Below are 19,211 nucleotides of genomic sequence, written 5' to 3'. Positions count from 1 at the left end.
TGACTCACTCCATTTGCGATTTATCGCAAAGCGCACGCGGTTCGGCAATGGTTTATTTTCGTTTCTGTTCGTTTCGCCGCAAATCCATGAAAGATATGGCCATACCCTTGTTCGCTTCGCACATGCGCGCTGGCGCGACACCCTTCGTTGCCGTGCTGCACCGCAACAGCCGCAGGCCCCCCGCCCCTGCTCCGGGCGGCCAAGCTTGTTCGCAGCGCGCAAACCTGACAGCTTGGCGAAAACACACGAAAGCCCGATGTCGCAGACCTTCCGCCAGCCCGAGATCCTCGAAATCGTCCGCCGCGACGGCAAGGTCACCGTCGAGGGGCTCGCGGCGCATTTCGGCGTGACGCTGCAGACCATCCGCCGCGATCTCACCGAGCTCGCCGATGCCGGTCGGCTCGAGCGGGTCCACGGCGGCGCTGTTTTGCCCTCCGGCACGATCAACATCGGCTACGAGGAGCGCCGCTCGCTCAACCCCGAGGCCAAGGCGGCCATCGCCCGGGCCTGCGCCGCGCGGATCCCCGACGACATCTCGCTCTTCCTCAACATCGGCACCAGCACCGAGGCGGTCGCGCAGGAGCTCGTCCGGCGCCGCAACCTGATGGTCGTGACCAACAACATGAACGTCGCGAACATCCTCGTGGCCAACCCGGATTGCGAGATCTTCGTGACCGGGGGCAACCTGCGGCGCGCCGACGGCGGGCTCGTCGGCAACCTCGCCTCCGAGACGATCCGGCAGTTCAAGTTCGACCTTGCCGTGATCGGCTGCTCCGCACTGGACCGGGACGGAGATTTCCTCGATTTCGACATCCAGGAGGTCGGCGTCAGCCAGGCGATCATCCGGCAGTCGCGGCGGACCTTCCTCGTGGCCGACCATTCCAAGTTCACGCGCTCCGCCCCCGCGCGGATCGCCTCGCTCGCGCAGATCGACACCTTTTTCACCGACCGGCCGCTGACCGCCGAGCTTGCCGCCTCTTGCGAGGAATGGGGCACGCAGGTCGTGGTCGCCTGAGCCTGCCTCGTTGACAATCCCGGGCGAGCTGCCAGCCTCCGGCCGAGCAACCCAGGAGCCCCCATGCCAGAGAGCGCCCACACCACCCACGACGCCGACGAGGACGCGCGGAACCGCGATATCCTGATCTACGTGAACGGCGAACTGGTGCACCGGGACGAGGCCAGGGTCTCGGTCTACGACAGCGGCTTCCTGCTGGGCGACGGCATGTGGGAGGGAATGCGCCTCTATGACGGCGAATGGGCCTTCTTCGACGCGCATATGGACCGGTTCTTCGACAGCTGCCGGAGCGTGAGCCTCGATGTCGGGATGGACCGCGACGGCATCCGTGCCGCCCTGGAGAAGACCGCGCAGGCGAACGGGATGGAAACCGACGTCCACTGCCGCCTGATGCTGACCCGCGGGGTCAAGGCGAAGCCCTTCCAGCACCCGGGCCTCAGCAGGTCGGGGCCGACGCTGGTGATCATCATGGAGCATTCGAAGCCGGTGAACGCGCTCCAGTCCCGCGGCATCCGGCTTGCCACCGTGCCGCAGGTCCGCGGCCTGCCGATGAGCCAGGATCCGAAGCTCAACAGCCATTCCAAGCTGAACTGCGTGATCGCCTGCCTGCAGGCCGAACAGGCGGGCGCCGACGAGGGGCTGATGCTGGACCCGCATGGCTTCGTGAACACGACCAACGCCTGCAACTTCTTCATCGTCCGGCGGGGCGAGGTTTGGACCTCGACGGGCGATTACTGCATGAACGGGGTGACCCGGGCCAACGTGATCCGACTCTGCGAGCAGAACGGCATCCCGATCCACCAGAAGAACTTCTCGCTCTACGAGGCCTACGGCGCCTCCGAGGCCTTCCTGACCGGCACCTTCGGCGCCCAGACCCCGGTGGCCGAGATCGACGGCAAGCCGATCGGCTCGGGCGAACGCCCCGTCACGGCCGAGATCCAGCGGCTCTACAAGGAGATGGTGGCGCAGGACGTGGCGGCCCAGTCGGCCCGCCGGGCGGCCCCGGCGGACAGCCGCACCCAGCCCTGAGCCACGGGCCGGGTCAGGCCGCCTGCGGTGGCACGGCGGGCAGGTCCAGATGGAAGACCGTACCGCCCCCGGGCGCCGGCTCGTAGGCCAGCCGTCCGCCCATGTGCTGGGCCAGCCGGCGCGAGATGTTCATGCCGAGCCCCAGCCCGTCCGCCTTGCGCGTCGAGCCGCGGTCGAGCTGGGTGAAGCGTCCGAAGACCACCTCTTCCGCGCCGGCCGGGATGCCGATGCCCTCGTCCTCGACCGACAGCCGCACCCCGCACTCCGCGAAATCGACGTAGCAGCGGACCCGGCCGCCGGGTTCCGAGAACTTGACCGCGTTCGACAGCATGTTGTCGATGATCTGGCGCAGCCGAAGGCCGTCCACGTGGATCACGTTCTGCGCCGGTCCCGGCACCAGCTCCAGCCGGACGCCCTGCGCGTCGGCAATCACACGGTGCTCCTCGACCGCTTCGGCCATCAGGGCGCGCATGTCCGTGGGCGCGGGGTCGTGGCGCAGCGCGCCGTTCTCGATCGCCTGCAGGTCGAGCAGCGCCTCGATCAGTTCGGACAGCCGGTCGCCGTTGCGCCGCACGAGCTCGAGGATCTGGCGCGCGGTCTCGGGGAACTCGCCCAGAACGCCGCTCAGCAGCAGGTCCACCCCGCCCCGAAGCGAGGTCATCGGCGTGCGCAGCTCGTGGCTGGCCACCGCGATGAACTCGTCCTTCGCCTCGATCGCCGCCTCGGCCTCGGCCAGCGCCTTGCGCAGCGCCTGCGCCTGCCGTTCGCGTTCCGTGATGTCGATGAAGCTGATGCTCCAGCCGAGGATCCGGTCATACCTGCGGATCGGCCCGCGCACCTGCACCGCGCGCGGCTCGAAGATGCGGTTGCCGATCTCGACAATGCCGCCCTTCAGCTCGGACACCGTCTGCGACAGCCCCTCGATAACGTCCAGGACGGGCGCCTGCAGGACGCCCTCCTCGTTTCCCGGTGCCGGCGGCGTGGCGAACAACACCGCCCGGCCCGCCCGATTGCAGGCAACGACACGGCGGTTGGTGTCGGCCACGAGAACCGGCTCGCTCGAGGTATAATAGAGGACGTCACGCCCGAGCGCGGCCTTGTCCATCATCCGGTTGTTTGCCAGCAGCCACGAGAAGACCACCAGCGCCAGCGCGAAGGTCAGCGGCGTCGGGTCGAACCCGGCCACGGTGAAGTCCGCGAAGACATAGGCGGCATTGGCGATGAAGGGGATCAGCGTCACGAGGACCAGCATCGCGAGGAACGGCCAGATGCGCGGCGCGGCGCCCTTGAAGGCCAGCAGCGTCGTGCCGAGCGCGATGAAGACGAAGGGATAGGTGACCACGACCATGAGGTAGAAGAGCGGCCCGTGGTCGTAGTCCACCTGCCCCGTGGCCGGGTCGAGCGTCGAGCCCGGGCTGTAGAACAGGCCGTGCCACGGGTTCGTCAGGGCGAGGGCGCCGGCCAGAAGGGGCACGGTGATCATCACCACGTCGCGCAGCCGCTCCCCGATCCAGGGGCCGCCGCGCAGGTAGGTCGAAACGAAGAAGCACCAGGCGACCGGAACCAGCGCGAGGCCGGGCCAGGAGATGCTGGCCCAGAGCGCCTTGCACTCGACCGCCTGCACCGTGACCTCGCGGCTGCCGGCGAGCAGCCACCAGAGCATCGCGACGAAGGCGATCGCGAAATCGCGCTTTCCATCGAAATCGTTGTACCGGAGCAGCCAGAGCAGAACCAGAACCGCGGAGGCCGCAATGCCGAGGATCGGAAACAGCAGGCGATCACTCTGATACGACAAAAGGCAACTCATTCCAGACCCCGACTGACCGGTGAAAATACTCGCCGAGGCGAAGCAAGACTATCAGGAGCTTTATCAATTTGCGGCGCCGCCACGGTCAAGGGGCTATGGCACGCGGGAAGAGAACAGGCGCCTATGTGTAACACGTTGCAAATGCTGAATGAATCTGGGATGGACAATATGTTTCATGCTTAAAGATTGTTTCCGCACCCCCGCAGGACGGTGACACCGGGGGCGGTCAAATCCGCAGGATCCGCCCGGATTTTGCCCGCAAAAAGAAAAGCACAGGCAAAGCATCTCCGCCATGCCGGGAAACACATCGCCGCCACTGCGCTTTTTGCAGGCCCGTGCCCTGCCCTCCCCGACTGTCCGGCAGTCGGATTGTACAAAACGGCGATCGGATCACGTCATTCCCGATCCGAAACGCATTCATTGCCTGATATATTGCGAGCCCGAAACAAGAAGGGCGGGGTCTCCCCCGCCCTCTTCAATCCGCCATCACGCGCCGCCCGAGGGTCAGCCCAGGGCCTCGTCGCAGCGTCCGCAGACGCCCGGATGCCGGTGCGTGCCGACGTCCGGCAGGATCTTCCAGCAGCGCTGGCACTTCTCGCCGTCGGCCTTCTCGAAGACCACACCGACCCCGGGGACCTCCGGCAGGCGGTAGGCCTCGGCCGGCGCCGGATCGCCGGTCAGCGTGATGTCCGAGGTGATGCAGACATCCTCGAAGGCCACCGATTGCAGCGCCTCGCGCATCGCCGCGTCCTCGACATGGACCACCGGAGCCGCTTCCAGCGAGGCGCCGATGACCTTGTCGGTCCGCTGCACCTCGAGCGCTGCCGTGACCACGCGCCGCGCGGCCCGGACCTGCGCCCATTTCTCCGCCAGCGCCGGGTCGCGCCAGGAAGCGGGCGTCTCGGGCATGTCGGTCAGGTGGACCGAGCTGTCCTCGCCCGGGAAGCGCTCCAGCCAGACCTCCTCCATCGTGAAGACGAGGATCGGCGCGAGCCAGGTCGTGAGCCGGTGGAACAGCAGATCCAGCACCGTGCGCGCGGATTTCGCCCGCAGCGTCTCGCCGTCGCAATAGAGCGCGTCCTTGCGGATATCGAAGTAGAAGGCCGAGAGCTCGATCGTCGCGAAGTTGAAGACCGCCTGGAAGGCGCCCTGGAAATCGTAGCTCTCATAGCCTGTCCGGACCCGCTCATCGAGCTCCGCCAGCCGGTGCAGCACCCAGCGTTCCAGCTCGGGCATGTCCTCGGGCGCGACACGGTCCTCCTCGCGGAAATCGCTCAGGGAGCCCAGCAGGAAGCGCATCGTGTTCCGGAGCCGCCGGTAGCCGTCGGCCACGCCCTTCAGGATTTCCGGCCCGATCCGCTGGTCGGCGGTGAAGTCCGCCTGCGCCACCCAGAGCCGCAGGATGTCCGCGCCGTATTGCTCCACCACCTCCTCGGGGAGGATGGTGTTGCCGAGCGACTTCGACATCTTGTTGCCCTTCTCGTCCAGCGTGAACCCGTGGGTCACGACGGCGCGGTAGGGCGCGTGGCCGGTGGTGCCGACCGATTGCAGGAGCGAGGAATGGAACCAGCCGCGGTGCTGGTCGGTGCCTTCAAGGTAGACGTCCGCGATCCCGTCCTCGGTCCCGTCGGCGCGGTCGCGCAGCACGAAGGCGTGGGTCGAGCCGCTGTCGAACCACACGTCGAGGATGTCGAAGACCTGCTCCCATTCCGCCGGGTCGTGGTCGGCCCCGAGGAACCGCTCCTTGGCCCCCTCGAGATACCACGCATCCGCGCCCTCGGCCTCGAAGGCCTCGGCGATGCGGGCATTGACCGCCTCGTCGCGCAGAAGGAACCCGGGATCGGTCGGCAGCGCCCCCTTCTTCACGAAGCAGGTGAGCGGCACGCCCCAGGCCCGCTGGCGCGAGAGCACCCAGTCGGGCCGCGCCTCCATCATCGAATGCAGGCGGTTGCGGCCCGATTTCGGGGTCCATTCCACCTTGTCGATGCAGGTCAGCGCGCGCTCGCGGATGGTCGTGCCGTTCTCGTCCTGCCCGTCGCCGACCGGCTTGTCGATCGCGGCGAACCATTGCGGCGTGTTGCGGTAGATCACCGGCGCCTTGGAGCGCCAGGAATGCGGATAGGAGTGCTTGATGCGGCCCCGCGCCAGCAGCCCGCCGACCTCGGTCAGCTTGGCGATGACGGCGGCGTTGGCGTCGCCCTCCCAGCTCCCGTTCTTGGCCTTGGCGCGCAGGATGCGCTTGCCGCCGAAGAACGGCAGGTCCGCGCGGAAGGAGCCGTCGTCCATCACGTTGTAGGTGATGACCTGTTCGAGCATCCCGAGGTCGCGGTAGAGCTCGTATTCCTCCATCCCGTGGGACGGCGCGCAATGCACGAAGCCGGTGCCCTCGGTGTCGGTCACGAATTCGGCCGCGCGGAAGTCGCGCAGGTCGTCCCATTCGCCATCGCCGCCCTCGGCGCCGGCGAGCGGGTGGCTCAGGCGCATGCCGGCCAGCTGCGAATGGCGCACGTCGCGGAGGCGGCGGTACTGGCCCTCTTCCAGCCGCGCGCGGCCCATCACCTCGGCGGCGAGGTTGTCGGCCAGGATGAAGCGGTCGCCCACCTCGGCCCAGCATTCCTCGGGCGTGCCGGTGACCTCGTAGAGGCCGTAGGCGATCTCCTCGCCATAGACCACCGCCTTGTTCGACGGGATGGTCCAGGGCGTCGTGGTCCAGATCACCACATGGGCGCCGGTCAGGTCGGCCGACACCTTCTCTTCGGCCGCGGCCACCGCCTCGCGGCTCTCGTCGGTCGCCTCCTCGTCCGACAGGACGATGTCCGGCAGCTCGAACTCGGCGACGCGGAACTTCACCCAGATGGTGGGGCTTTCCTTGTCGTGGTACTCGACCTCGGCCTCGGCCAGCGCGGTCTCCTCGACGGGCGACCACATGACCGGCTTCGAGCCCTGGTAGAGCGTGCCGTTCATCAGGAATTTCATGAATTCCTCGGCGATCACCCGCTCGGCGTGGAAGTTCATCGTCAGGTAGGGTTCGGCCCAGTTGCCGGTGATCCCGAGGCGCTGGAACTCCTCGCGCTGGATATCGACCCAGCCCTCCGCGAACTTGCGGCATTCCTGGCGGAAGTCGACGACGTCGACCTTGTCCTTGTCGAGCCCCTTGGCGCGGTACTGCTCCTCGATCTTCCACTCGATCGGCAGGCCGTGGCAGTCCCAGCCGGGGATGTAGCGCGCGTCATGCCCCATCATCTGGCGGGAGCGGACGATCATGTCCTTGAGGATCTTGTTCAGCGCATGGCCGATGTGGAGGTGGCCGTTGGCATAGGGCGGGCCGTCGTGGAGCGTGAAGGGCGTGCGGCCCTCCTTCTCGCGCAGGCGGTCGTAGACGCCGATCCTCGCCCAGCGGTCGAGCCATTCGGGTTCCCGCTTGGGAAGCCCCGCGCGCATCGGGAAATCGGTTTTCGGCAGGTTGAGCGTGTCTTTGTAGTCGGGTGTCTCGGCGGACATGTCCGGTCCTTCGTCTTGTCGCGATGTGAGGGGGAAAGCGGCGCGGGCGCTCCCATGCGCCTTGTCCCGGCGTCCCGACGAGCTGTCAGGCCGCCGGGCGGCTAATTCGATGGATATGCGCCACGTCCCGGACCATGGGGCGGCTTATACGCGCCGAGGTCACGAGGGTCCAGAGGCGGGAGGTCGCGGCCGCGCCTCGACCGGCATCTCGCGCGTTGCGGGCAACGCAGGGGGGGCCGTATCGCCCGTCCTGCCCCGCCGCGCGCCGGGGATCGAGCGCCCGCCACACCTCGTCTGGCGCCCGACCCGCCCCCGCGCTAGGCTCCCGGGCGGAACCGCCGCGCCCTGTGCCGGTTGACCGCACCCGACCCGAACGAAGGATCCCCCCATGGCCGGTGACTCGAAGCTCGTCATCTACGCGGCACTCGCCGGAAACGCGGCCATCGCGGTCACCAAGTTCATCGCCGCGGCCTATACCGGCTCCTCCGCGATGCTGTCCGAGGCGATCCACTCGGTCGTGGACACCGGCAACCAGGGCCTCCTGCTGCTCGGACTGAGCCGGTCGCGCCGCGCCCCGGACGAGGTCCACCCCTTCGGCTACGGGATGGAGGTCTATTTCTGGTCCTTCGTCGTCGCCATCCTGATCTTCGGCCTGGGCTCCGGCATCTCGTTCTACGAAGGCGTCCAGCACATCCTGCACCCCGAGCCGATCACCAGCTACACGATCAACTACGTGGTTCTCGGCTTCGCGATCCTCTTCGAGGGCGCGGCCTGGATCGTCGCCCTCCGCGCCTTCAACAAGACCCGTGGCGGGCGCTCGCTCTGGCAGGCGATCCGGCGCTCGAAGGACCCGACCACCTTCACCGTGCTCTTCGAGGACAGCGCCGCCCTGCTGGGCCTCGTCATCGCGATGATCGGCCTGCTCCTGTCCCAGCATCTCGGCTGGCACACGGCCGACGGCGCGGCCTCCATCGGAATCGCCGTGGTGCTGGCATTGGCCGCGGCGGGGCTCGCCTACGAGACGCGCAGCCTGCTGATCGGCGAGGCCGCCACCCGCGAGACGCGCCACGCGATCCGCGAAATGATCGGCGAGGAGCCGGGCGTCGCGGGGCTGAACGAGCTGCGGACGATCCACCTCGGGCCGCAGAACGTGCTCGCCAACATCAGCCTCGATTTCCGCGACACCGCCTCGCTTGCCGATGTGGAGGCGACGGTCTCACGGCTCGAGACGCGGATCCGCGAGACCTTCCCCGAAGTCATGCATGTCTTCATCGAGGCGCAGGCGAAGGAGAGCCAGAGCGGCGCGCCCTTCGGCATCGGCGTGCCCCCCGCGGCCCCCGGTCAGCCGAAGGGATCCTCGGGGTAACCCACACCCGCCAGGTAGAGCCCCTGCGGCGGGCAGACCGGCCCGCAGGCCGCACGGTCCGCGGCCTCCAGCGCCGTCTTCACGTCGCCGGGCGCCCAGGCCCCGGCGCCGACGCGCTCCAGCGTGCCGACGATGGAGCGCACCTGGTTGTGCAGGAACGACCGCGCCCGCAGGAAGAACCGCAGCTCGGGGCCCGAGAAGCCCGCGACCTCCTCGATGGTGATCTCGTCCAGCGTCTTCACCGGGCTCGCCGCCTGGCAGATCGAGCTGCGGAAGGTGGTGAAATCGTGCTTGCCGATCAGGTGCGCCGCCGCCTCCCGCATCGGCGCGACGTCCAGCGGCTGCTTCACCTGCCACACGAGCCCCGCGTCATGGGTCGCGGGGGCGCGGCGCATCAACAGGCGGAAGACATACCGCCGCTCCACCGCCGTGAACCGCGCGTGCCAGTCATCGGCCACCCGCGCAGCTGCCACCACGGCCACCGGCTGCGGCTTGAGGTGATAGTTCAGCGCCTCGGACAGCCGGAACGGATCCCACCCCTTCGCAAGGTCGAACGAGGCCACCTGCCCCGTCGCATGCACCCCCGCATCGGTCCGGCCCGCCGCAGCGATCCTGTGCTCCCCGGGCTCAAGCCGCGCAAGCGCCGCCTCCACCGCGCCCTGCACCGAGGGCTGGTCCGCCTGCCTCTGCCATCCGGCGAAGGGGGCTCCGTGGTATTCGATCTTCAGGGCGTAGCGCGGCATCCCAATCGGTTACCGTGCGCCCCCCGCACTGGCAAGTGCCGCCGCCCGCCTCTATCTTGTGCCGAAAGGCACAGGCAGGAACGGGACAGGCACGTGGTGATAGGCGCATTGGCCGAAGGGGTGACCCGCCGGGTCGAGGCTGTCGGGGATTCGATCTCGGGCACCTTCTTCGAACCCGTCATCCGGCTGGGCGTGACGGGCCTCGCGCGGTCGGGCAAGACGGTCTTCATCACCTCGCTGGTCGCGAACCTGATGGACCGCGCGCGGATGACCCAGCTGGTGGCCCAGGCCGACGGCCGGATCGTGACCGCCTACCTGCAGCCCCAGCCCGACGACACGATCCCGCGCTTCGATTACGAGACCCACCTCGCCGCGATCACCGCGGCCGAGCCGTTCTGGCCCGAGAGCACGCGCACCGTCTCGGAGCTGCGGCTGTCACTGAAGGTCCGGCCCACCGGACTGCTCGGCGGATTCTCCGGGCCGCGCACGATCCACCTCGACATCGTGGATTACCCCGGCGAATGGCTGCTCGACCTCGGGCTGCTGGAAAAAAGCTACGCCAAGTGGTCCCGCGACGTGCTCGACTGGGCCGAGAAGCGCGACGAGGCGCGCGACTTCCTCGCCGCCGCCGACGCCGCGCGGGGCCGCGAGACATGGGAAGAACCCGACGCCCGCGCCCTGTCGGACGCCTACAAGGCCTACCTCGTCGCCGCGCGCGAGGCGGGCCATGCCGACATCACCCCGGGCCGGTTCCTGCTGCCGGGCGAGATGGAGGGCTCTCCCGCGCTCACCTTCGCCCCCCTGCCGGTGGAGGAGAACGCCCCCCGCAAGGGCCTCTGGCGCGAGATGGAGCGGCGGTTCGAGGCCTACAAGGACCGGGTGGTCAAGCCGTTCTTCCGCGACCATTTCTCCCGCATCGACCGGCAGGTGGTGCTGGTGGACGCGCTCTCGGCAATCCACGGCGGCCCGCAGGCGGTCGAGGAGCTGCGCCGCGCCATGGCCGACATCCTCGGCGCCTTCCGGCCCGGTCGGAACCGCTTCCTGACGAGCCTCCTGATGGGCAAGCGGGTCGAGAAGATCCTCTTCGCCGCCACCAAGGCCGACCACCTGCATCACACCCAGCACGGACGCCTCACCGCGATCATGGAGGCGCTGCTGCGCGACGCCTCCGACCGCGCGGCCTTCGCCGGGGCCGAGACCGCGGCGATGTCCATCGCCGCCCTCCGCGCCACGGTGGAGGAAACCGTCAGCCACAACGGGGCCGAGGTCGATTGCGTCCGCGGCCGGCTCCTCTCCACCGGGCGGCAGGCCGCGCTCTATCCGGGCGAGCTGCCCGAGGATCCGAAGCGCCTGCTGAACCCCGCCCGGTCGCTGGCCGAACACTGGCTCGACGCCGATTACAACGTGATGGCCTTCGCCCCCGCGCCCCTGCGGCTGAAACCCGGCGAGGGCCCGCCGCACATCCGGCTTGACCGGGCGGCGCAGTTCCTGATCGGGGACCGGCTGTGAGCGAGCTTCTGCTGCGCCCGGCCCGCCCGCTCGACGCGGGGAGCGTCGCGGGGATCCTCTCGGGTTTCATCGACGAGACGGAGTGGATGCCCCGCATCCATTCCCGCGCCGAGGAGGTGGCGTTTGCCGAAACGCTCATCGACCGCGGCTGGACCATCGTGGCGGAACATGCGGGCGCGGTCTCGGGCTTCCTTGCCCGGCAGGGAGAGGAGATCCATGCGCTCTACCTCGCCCGCGGCGCGCGGGGCCGCGGCATCGGCACGCGGCTGATCGCGGCGGCGCAGGCCGAGGCGGACCGCCTTTCACTCTGGTGTTTCCAGGCGAACCGGACCGCGCGCGGCTTCTACCAGGCCCGCGGGTTCCGGGAAGCGGACCGCACCGACGGGCGGGGAAACGACGAGGGATTGCCGGACATCCGGTTCGTCTGGGAAAGGAATGCGCTTCATGGCTGACGAGGAAAGACGCCGCGGCCCGGTCCTGATCGACCTCGACGGCAGCACCGAGGCCCCTGGCCCCGGCGAGGCGCCCCCGGTGCCCGATCCCGCGCCGCGCCCCGAGGGCCGGGCGATGCAGACCGTGGCGGTGCTCGCCGCCCGCAAACCCTCGCGCCTCGCGCGGTGGTTCTGGAGCCTCGCCGGGGCATTGCTCGCGACCTTCATCTCCATCGCCGCCTGGCAGGCGGTCGTGGGGCTGATCGCCGCCTACCCGCTTCTCGGCTATGCCGTCACGCTGCTGATCGCCGTCTTCCTGCTGGTCTGCCTTGCCATCGTCGTGAAGGAGATCGCTGCCTTCTCGCGCCTCTCGCGCATGGACCAGCTCCATTCCGAGGCCGAGGCGGTGCTCGTCGCGGCCGATCTCAAGCGCGCGCGCGCCCTGGCCGGACGCCTCGGCGCGCTCTACGCGGGCCGGGACGAGCTGAAATGGGGGTTGGAACGCTTCCGCGAACGCGAGGGTGAACAATTCGACGCCGCCGCCGTGCTGGGCCTTGCCGAGACCGAGCTTCTGGCCCCCCTCGATGCCGCTGCCCTGCGCGAGGTCGAGGCCGCCGCCCGGCAGGTCGCCACCGTGACCGCCGTGGTGCCCCTGGCGCTGGCGGACGTGGCGACGGCGCTGACCTCGAACCTGCGGATGATCCGCCGGATCGCCGAGATCTACGGCGGCCGCTCCGGCACCCTCGGCTCATGGCGGCTCACCCGCGCGGTGATGACCCATCTCGTCGCCACCGGCGCGGTTGCGGTCGGCGACGACACCATCGGCTCGGTCCTCGGCGGCACGCTGCTCGCCCGCCTCTCCCGCCGCTTCGGCGAGGGGGTGGTGAACGGCGCGCTGACCGCCCGTGTCGGTGTCGCCGCGATGGAGGTCTGCCGCCCCCTGCCCTTCACCGCCAAGCGCCGCCCTTCGGTCGCGGGCATCATCCAGCGGGCGTTGACGGGTCTCTTCGGCCGCAGCGACGGCTGAGGCTTTACGGTCGCGGCCGCCGGGCGGAAAGTCGTCTCTCCTGACCCCGAGACGGGAATTGCAGATGCCGGAGCTTGTGCAGACGCACTGACCGTCCCGCCGGGACGGACACGAGGATCGCCCGCGGCAAACGGCGCGATCCCTGACTTGCATCCACGTGGTTCCAACGGGCGGCTTGTCGCGGAGGATTGCTTCATCCGCGACGGCAGCCTGCCGGTCGACTGCACCCTCAAGCTCGTCGCGAAGCTCCGGCGCCGGCGGCTCACCGGGTCGCGGAACGCGGGGCCCTGCCGGATCACGGCGCCCGGCCGCCGCTCGGTCCGGGCGCAGGCGGACAACAGGGAATGACGGGAGGCGGCATGGCGCGTGGCCCGGCGGCTCCGGGGCGCGCCATCCCGCCGGTGCCATGGCTCCGCCCCCCGGCGGCTCCCGGTTCGTCCCGGGGGCGGTCTCAGGCCGCGCGCGAGCGGGTGCGCGCGGCCCAGAGCTCGCGCGCCGCCTGCTCCGGCCCGGCCACGCCCAGCGTGTCGAGGGCGAGCGCCGCGGTGCCGGTCACCACGGCCTCGGCGAACGCGTCCCGCAGATCGCCCTGCCAGAGCGCCGTCAGCAGGCCCGGGTCTTCCTGGCCGTCGTTGAGCCTTCGCGTGTCCGCCATCAAAGCCGGCGCCGGGGCCTCCCACGCCGCGCTGTCCCGCAGCCCGAACTGCGCGATCTCCTTCGTCGGATGCCGCTCGAACTCGCCGCCGCCGCCCTTGATGACGGTCAGCGCCCGCCAGCCGAGCAGCCGCGCCGCGTCCGATTGCAGCAGCCGGTAGGGCGGATGGAACACCCCCTGCACCGAAGCCGCCGCGCGGGCCGGGTTCAGCATCCGGCAGGTCGTGTTGATGCAGGAGCGCAGCCCGAAGACCGGCCGCAGCCCAAGCAGCCGGAAGATGGCGGGCGACAGCGTCTCGAGCGGCAGATAGGCGATCCGGTCCCGGTCGAGCAGCGCGGGCACGGCCTCGGGCCCTTCGGCCACCGCGATGCCGGCCCGGGCCAGCCCGTCGCGCACCGCCCCGTCCGGCCCGTTCCAGCCGTGGAGCAGCACCCGATGCCCCGCCTCCGCCACCAGCCGGGCCGAGAGCAGGAACCACGGCAGCCCGCGGGTCCGCCCGGCGGCATAGCTCGGCCAGTCGAGGTCCACCGGCCCCAGGTCCGGCAGGGCACCCTGCGCCGCCTCGGTGAAGCCCGCGATCTCCTCCGCCGTCTCGCCCTTCATCCGCAGCAGCATCAGGAGCGCGCCGACCGCCTCGGGCTCGGCCGCGCCCGAGAGCATCAGCGCCATGGCCTCGGCCGCCTCCTCCCGCGTCAGCGAGCGGGAGCGGCCGGGGCCCCTTCCCAGGGTGCGGACGTGGGTGGCAAGGCTCACTCGGCGGCTTCCTTCGTCTGCGCGCGGGCGATCAGGCCCGCGATCTCCGAGCGACAGGATCCACAATTCGTCCCGGCCTGCAACGCCTGCCCCACGGCGTCGACGCTCATCAGCCCCTGCGTCTCGACGGCGGTGAGGATCGTGTTCACCCCCACGCCGAAGCAGGAACAGAGCACCGGCCCCGGGTCCGGCCGGTCGGCCGGGGTGCGCCCGGTCAGCGCCTCGGGCACGGCCGTGCCGGGCAGGGTGACGAGGTAGTCGCGCATCACCGCGACCGGGGCGCGCGAGACGAAGAGCGCCGCGATCAGCCGGTCGCCATCGAGGAAGGCGAGCCGCGCGGAGCCCCGGCGGGCGTCCATGAGCGACTGGAGGGGCGCGTCGGGCAGTCCGAAAAGGCGGCGCGCCTCGGCCTCCCAGTCGGCGACCGGGGCGCGGCCTGCGAGCTCCGCCCGCCAGCCGGCGGGGGTGCGGGCGCGGGCCCAGTACTCGGCCTCCGGCGCGAGCGGCGTGGCGGAGACGGCGAAGCCGTACCACGCCGCGTCGAACCGCTCGACCGCGGCGACGGCGGCCTTGCTTTCGGGCTGGCCCGACACCGGGTCGGTGACGGCGGCGACGAGCGCGTCGATCCGGGCGGAGGGCGCGGTCTCTCCGGTCCAGTGCATCGGCGCGAAGACCTGCCCCGGGGCGACGTCGCGGGTGATCCGGGCGCGCAGGATCGCCTGCCCCTCGGGGCTTTTCACCCGGACGAGGTCGGCGGCGGAGACCTTCAGCCGGGCGGCATCCTCGGGATGGAGGTCGAGGAACGGCTCCGCCAGATGCGCCGAGAGGCGGGGAGAGAGCCCGGTCCGCGTCATCGTGTGCCACTGGTCGCGGATCCGGCCGGTGTTCAGGCGGAACGGATAGCGCCGGCCGACCCTGGCGGCGGGGGGCCGGGCCGTGACGGGGAGCATCCGGGCCTTGCCGCCCGGGTGGAAGAACCGCCCGTCGCCGAAGAAGCGCCCGCCGCTGCGCCCCGGGCTCACCGGCCAGCGGGTCGGCGGCAGCGCGGCATAGCCCGCCTCGTCGAGGGCGCCCAGCCCGGAGATGTCGAAATCGCGCCCCATCTGCGCGGCGATCCCCGAAAGCGCGGCGTATTCCCGGAAGATCTCCGCCGGGCCCGCGTAATCGAAGGCGGCATGGAAGCCCATCCGGCGGCCGACCTCGGCGAGGATCGCCCAGTCGGGACGCGCCGCGCCCGGGGCGGGCAGGACCGCCCGCTGGCGCGAGATCGTGCGGTCGGAATTGGTGACGGTGCCGTCCTTCTCTGCCCAGGCGGTGGCGGGCAGCAGCATGTCGGCCAGCCGCGCCGTGTCGGTCGCGCCGGTCACGTCGCTCACCACGACGAAGTCGCAGCCCGCGATGGCCGCTTTCACCGCGTCGGCGTCGGGCATCGAGACGGCGGGATTGGTGTGGATGATCCAGAGCGCCCTGATGTCGCCCCGCCCCACGGCGCGGAACATCTCGACCGCCTTCAGGCCCGGCGCCTGCGGCAGCGGCCCGCTCTCCCAGAACGCCTGCACGGCGGCGCGGTGCGCGGGGTCCTCCAGCTCGAGATGGCAGGCCAGCGTGTTCGCCAGCCCGCCCACCTCGCGCCCGCCCATGGCATTGGGCTGGCCGGTGACCGAGAAGGGGCCCATGCCGGGCCGCCCGATCCGGCCCGTGGCGAGGTGGCAATTGAGGATCGCGTTGACCTTGTCGCTGCCCTGCGCGCTCTGGTTCACGCCCTGCGAGAACACGGTGACGACGCGCTCCGTCCCCATCCACATCCGGCAGAAGGCGTCGATCTCCTCCGCCGACAGCCCCGTCTTCGCGGGATCGTCCGCGAGCGCCGCCTCCAGCGTGTCGTCGAACCCCTCGACATGCCGCAGGAACCCCTCGTCGAGCGCCCCGCCCTCCCGGAGCGCCACCAGCAGGGCGTTGAAGAGCGCCACGTCGCTGCCGGGGGCCAGCGCGAGGTGCATGTCCGCCTGCTCGCAGCTCGCGGTCCTCCGGGGGTCGATCACGACGATGCTCGTCCCGCGCGCGGCCCGCGCCGCCAGCACCCGCTGGTAGAGCACCGGGTGGCACCAGGCGAGGTTGGAGCCCACGAGCACCACGAGGTCGGCCTCGTCCAGATCCTCGTAGGTCCCGGGCACCGTGTCCGTCCCGAAGGCGCGGCGGTGGCCCGCAACGGTCGAGGCCATGCAGAGGCGGGAATTCGTGTCGATGTTGGCCGAGCCGATGAAGCCCTTCATCAGCTTGTTGGCGACGTAGTAATCCTCGGTCAGGAGCTGGCCCGAGACGTAGAAGGCGACGCTGTCGGGCCCGTGCCGCGCGATCGTGTTTGCAAAGCGGTCGGCGACGGTTTGCAAAGCCGCGTCCCAGCCGATCTCCCGGCCGTGGTGGCGCGGGGCGAGGAGCCGCTCGTCGAGCCCCACGGTCTCGCCGAGCGCGGCGCCCTTGGAACAGAGCCGTCCCCGGTTCGCGGGGTGGTCCGGATCGCCCTGCACGTCGAGCCCGCCGTGCCCGTCGGGGGTCAGCAACACGCCGCAGCCCACGCCGCAATAGGCGCAGGTGGAGCGGGTGGCGGCTCTCACGCGGCGCTCCGGGCGAGCGCGGTGACGTCGAGCAGGATGCGCCCCGCCTCGATCCGGACCGGGAAGGTCTCGATCCGGCCCTCGTCGGCGCCCTGCGCGGCGCCGGTCTCGAGGTCGAAGACCATGTTGTGCAGCGGGCAGGTCACCCGCCTGCCGTGCACGATCCCCTCGTTCAGCGGCCCGCCCTTGTGCGGGCAGGTGTTGGAGGCGGCAAAGACCTCGGCCTCGCCGGTGCGGAAAAGGCCGATGCAGCCCAGCTTCGTCTTGACCAGCCGGGTGCCGCGGAGGGGCACGTCCTCCAGTGCGCCGATGTCGATCCAGCTCATTCCGCGGCCTCCAGAGAAAGGTCGGCGAGCGGCGCATAGGCGGCACGCCGGGTCTGCACGTGATCGGCCCAGGGATCGTGCTGATAGACCGATTGCGAGATGTCGAAGCGCGCGATGAGGCCCGCGCGGACCTCCGGGTCCAGCACCTGCGCCTTCACCCAGTCGAGCCCGACCTTGGCGATCCACCTGTAGGGCCGGTCGAGGTACTTGGCGTTCTCGCGGTAGAGCTGGACGAAGGCCACGACGAGGTCGATCGCCTCGGCCTCGGTCGCCGCCTCGGCAAGACGCTCGACCTCCTTCACGTCCATCCCCGCCGCGCCGCCGACGCCGATCTGGTAGCCCGAGTCGACGCAGACGATCCCGATGTCCTTGCAGGTCGCCTCCGCGCAGTTCCGCGGGCAGCCCGAGACGCCGAGCTTGACCTTGTGCGGCGTCCAGGACCCCCAGAGCCGCTTTTCCAGCCTGATCCCGAGGCCGGTCGAATCCTGCGTCCCGAAACGGCACCAGTCCGATCCGACGCAGGTCTTCACCGTCCGGAGCCCCTTGGAATAGGCGTGCCCCGAGACCATGCCCGCGTCGTTCAGATCGGACCAGATCGCGGGCAGATCCTCTTTCCGGATGCCCAGCAGGTCGATCCGCTGGCCGCCGGTGACCTTCACCGCCGCGCCGTATTTCTCGGCCGCGTCGGCGATGGCGCGCAGCTCGTTGGCGTCGGTCATCCCGCCCCACATCCGGGGCATGACGGAATAGGTGCCGTCCTTCTGGATGTTGGCGTGGTTGCGTTCGTTGACGAAGCGCGATTGCGGATCGTCCCTGTACTCCAGCGGCCAGTCGGCGAGCAGGTAGAAGTTCACCGCCGGGCGGCAGACATGGCAGCCGTTGACCGTCTTCCAGCCCAGCTCCTGCCAGACCGCCGGTTGCGATTTCAGCTCCTTCGCCCTGATCAGGCGGCGGACCTCCTCGTGGGTCAGGTCGCAGCAGCCGCAGACCGGCTGGGCCGCCGGGGCCGCGTAGCCGTCGCCGAGGGTGACGGCCAGAAGCTGCTCCACCAGCCCCGTGCAGGTCCCGCAGGAGGCGCTGGCCTTGGTCTTGGCCCTGAGCGACGGCAGGTCCCCGGCGCCCCCTTCGATGGCCGCCACGATGGTTCCCTTGCACACGCCGTTGCAGCCGCAGATCTCCGCATCATCCGGCAAGGCTGCAACGGCTGAGAGAGGGTCCGCGGAGGCGCCTCCCTGGTAGGCCGGTCCGAAGATCAGCGTGTCGCGCATGCCGGACACGTCGGTGCCGTCCTTGATGAGGCTGAAGAACCAGTTCCCGTCCGCCGTGTCCCCGTACATGACCGCGCCGACCAGCCGGTCGTCCTCCAGCACCAGCCGCTTGTAGACCCCGCGCGCGGGGTCGCGGAAGACGATGTCCTCGCGGCTGTCGCCTTCCGCGAAATCGCCCGCCGAGAAGAGGTCGCAGCCGGTGACCTTGAGCTTGGTGGAGAGCTCCTTGACGGCGAAGGTCTCCTCCTCGTCCAGCAGCGTCTTCGCCAGCACCTTGGCCTGGTCGTAGAGGGGCGCGACGAGGCCGAAGAGATGGCCCTCGAACTCGACGCATTCGCCGACCGCGAAGACGTCCGGGTCCGAGGTCCGCATCTGCGCGTCCACCTGGATCGCGCGGCCGACCGCCAGCCCGGCCTCCTTCGCCAGCTGCACCTGCGGGCGGATGCCCACGGCCATCACCACGATGTCGGCCTCGAGCACCGTGCCGTCCTCCAGCACCACCTGCTCCACCCGGCCCTGCCCCCGGATCTCCTTCGTCGAGGCCTGCGTCATCACGGTGATCCCGCGCCGCTCGAGGTCCTTGCGCAGCAGATAGCCCGCCGCCTCGTCGAGCTGCCGCTCCATCAGGTGGCCCATGAGGTGCAGCACCGTCACCTCCATCCCGCGCAGCCGCAGCGCGGCGGCGGCTTCGAGCCCGAGGAGCCCGCCGCCGATCACCACGGCCTTCGCGCCCGGGCGGGCGGAGGCCTCCGTCATGGCCGAGGTGTCCTCGAGATCGCGGAACGCCACCACGCCCGGCAGGTCATGGCCGGGGCACGGGATGATGAAGGCCGACGAGCCGGTGCCGAAGACGAGCTTGTCATATGGCACCTCGCCGTTCTCGCCGATCACCACCTTGCGGGCGCGGTCCACGGCGACGACCTTCTCGCCGAAGCGGCAGGTCACGTCGTTCCGGCCGTACCACGTGTCATCATGGGTGACGATCTCGCCATAGCTCTTCTCGCCCGAGAGTACGGGGGAGAGCATGATCCGGTTGTAGTTCCCGCGCGGCTCCGCGTTGAAGAGCGTGACCTCGTAGGCGTCCGGGTCCGCCTCGAACAGGTGCTCGAGGACGCGGCCCGAGGCCATTCCGGCGCCGATGACGACCAGTTTCTGCATGACGTCCT

General features: G+C 70.1%; 14 protein-coding genes. 7 read left to right on the top strand and 7 right to left on the bottom strand.

Features of this window, described 5'->3' with window-relative positions; genetic code table 11:
* The first annotated feature begins 256 nt into the window (after nt 1–256).
* Together Q344_RS0101790 and Q344_RS0101785 are read left to right on the top strand one after the other, a co-directional pair.
* Nucleotides 257–1,015 (top strand): DeoR/GlpR family DNA-binding transcription regulator, encoded by a 759-nt coding sequence (locus tag Q344_RS0101790; RefSeq protein ID WP_028285137.1) that lies wholly within the window; start codon nt 257–259, stop codon nt 1,013–1,015.
* Between the two features lie 63 nt (nt 1,016–1,078).
* Nucleotides 1,079–2,044: an aminotransferase class IV gene (locus Q344_RS0101785; protein WP_028285136.1), complete on the top strand. Its 966-nt coding sequence runs from the start codon at nt 1,079–1,081 to the stop codon at nt 2,042–2,044.
* A 13-nt stretch (nt 2,045–2,057) separates the two neighbouring features.
* On the opposite strand, the gene Q344_RS22890 is transcribed toward Q344_RS0101785, so the two are convergent.
* Together Q344_RS22890 and ileS are read right to left on the bottom strand one after the other, a co-directional pair.
* Nucleotides 2,058–3,839, bottom strand: a complete 1,782-nt coding sequence (locus Q344_RS22890) for a sensor histidine kinase (RefSeq protein WP_051630198.1) — start codon at nt 3,837–3,839, stop codon at nt 2,058–2,060.
* Nucleotides 3,840–4,355: 516 nt separating this feature from the next.
* Nucleotides 4,356–7,352 carry an isoleucine--tRNA ligase gene (gene ileS / locus Q344_RS0101775; protein WP_028285135.1) on the bottom strand — a complete coding sequence of 999 codons (2,997 nt, stop codon included), beginning with the start codon at nt 7,350–7,352 and terminating at the stop codon, nt 4,356–4,358.
* Nucleotides 7,353–7,740: 388 nt separating this feature from the next.
* Here ileS and Q344_RS22885 point away from each other — a divergent pair, with 388 nt between their 5' ends.
* Nucleotides 7,741–8,718, top strand: coding sequence for a cation diffusion facilitator family transporter (locus Q344_RS22885; RefSeq protein ID WP_084178266.1), 978 nt, complete (start codon nt 7,741–7,743; stop codon nt 8,716–8,718).
* Here Q344_RS22885 and truA read toward each other — a convergent pair.
* A complete protein-coding gene (gene truA / locus Q344_RS0101765; RefSeq protein WP_028285134.1) occupies nt 8,694–9,461 on the bottom strand; it encodes a tRNA pseudouridine(38-40) synthase TruA in 768 nt (255 codons plus the stop codon). The two genes, Q344_RS22885 and truA, sit on opposite strands and share 25 nt — an antisense overlap.
* Before the next feature lie 93 nt (nt 9,462–9,554).
* Between truA and Q344_RS0101760 the strand changes: the two genes are divergently transcribed.
* From Q344_RS0101760 to Q344_RS0101745, 4 genes are all read left to right on the top strand, one after another.
* Nucleotides 9,555–10,970, top strand: a complete 1,416-nt coding sequence (locus Q344_RS0101760) for a YcjX family GTP-binding protein (RefSeq protein ID WP_028285133.1) — start codon at nt 9,555–9,557, stop codon at nt 10,968–10,970.
* Nucleotides 10,967–11,422, top strand: coding sequence for a GNAT family N-acetyltransferase (locus Q344_RS0101755; RefSeq protein ID WP_028285132.1), 456 nt, complete (start codon nt 10,967–10,969; stop codon nt 11,420–11,422). Before Q344_RS0101760 ends, Q344_RS0101755 begins: the two co-directional genes overlap by 4 nt.
* Nucleotides 11,415–12,428 carry a YcjF family protein gene (locus tag Q344_RS0101750; protein WP_028285131.1) on the top strand — a complete coding sequence of 338 codons (1,014 nt, stop codon included), beginning with the start codon at nt 11,415–11,417 and terminating at the stop codon, nt 12,426–12,428. The genes Q344_RS0101755 and Q344_RS0101750 overlap by 8 nt, the downstream gene beginning before the upstream one ends.
* 147 nt (nt 12,429–12,575) lie before the next feature.
* Nucleotides 12,576–12,776 (top strand): YjhX family toxin, encoded by a 201-nt coding sequence (locus tag Q344_RS0101745; protein ID WP_229669117.1) that lies wholly within the window; start codon nt 12,576–12,578, stop codon nt 12,774–12,776.
* Between the two features lie 103 nt (nt 12,777–12,879).
* Here the strand turns inward: Q344_RS0101745 and Q344_RS0101740 are convergent, their stop codons facing one another.
* From Q344_RS0101740 to nirB, 4 genes are read right to left on the bottom strand one after another with little or no spacing between them, the layout of a single operon-like run.
* Nucleotides 12,880–13,836 carry a glycosyl transferase family protein gene (locus tag Q344_RS0101740; protein WP_028285129.1) on the bottom strand — a complete coding sequence of 319 codons (957 nt, stop codon included), beginning with the start codon at nt 13,834–13,836 and terminating at the stop codon, nt 12,880–12,882.
* Entirely contained in the window at nt 13,833–16,451 is a 2,619-nt protein-coding gene (locus tag Q344_RS0101735) for a nitrate reductase (RefSeq protein WP_028285128.1), read from the bottom strand. Before Q344_RS0101735 ends, Q344_RS0101740 begins: the two co-directional genes overlap by 4 nt.
* Nucleotides 16,448–16,777: a nitrite reductase small subunit NirD gene (nirD, locus tag Q344_RS0101730; protein WP_028285127.1), complete on the bottom strand. Its 330-nt coding sequence runs from the start codon at nt 16,775–16,777 to the stop codon at nt 16,448–16,450. The genes Q344_RS0101735 and nirD overlap by 4 nt, the downstream gene beginning before the upstream one ends.
* Complete coding sequence (gene nirB, locus Q344_RS0101725; RefSeq protein WP_028285126.1) at nt 16,774–19,203, bottom strand: nitrite reductase large subunit NirB; 2,430 nt, start codon at nt 19,201–19,203, stop codon at nt 16,774–16,776. The genes nirD and nirB overlap by 4 nt, the downstream gene beginning before the upstream one ends.
* Nucleotides 19,204–19,211: the final 8 nt, after the last annotated feature.

The sequence above is a fragment of the Pseudooceanicola nanhaiensis DSM 18065 genome, from assembly GCF_000688295.1.
GTDB classification, from domain to species: Bacteria; Pseudomonadota; Alphaproteobacteria; order Rhodobacterales; family Rhodobacteraceae; genus Pseudooceanicola; species Pseudooceanicola nanhaiensis.
Note: the sequence above shows the minus strand (reverse complement) of the source record. Positions and strands in the feature narration are given on the sequence as shown.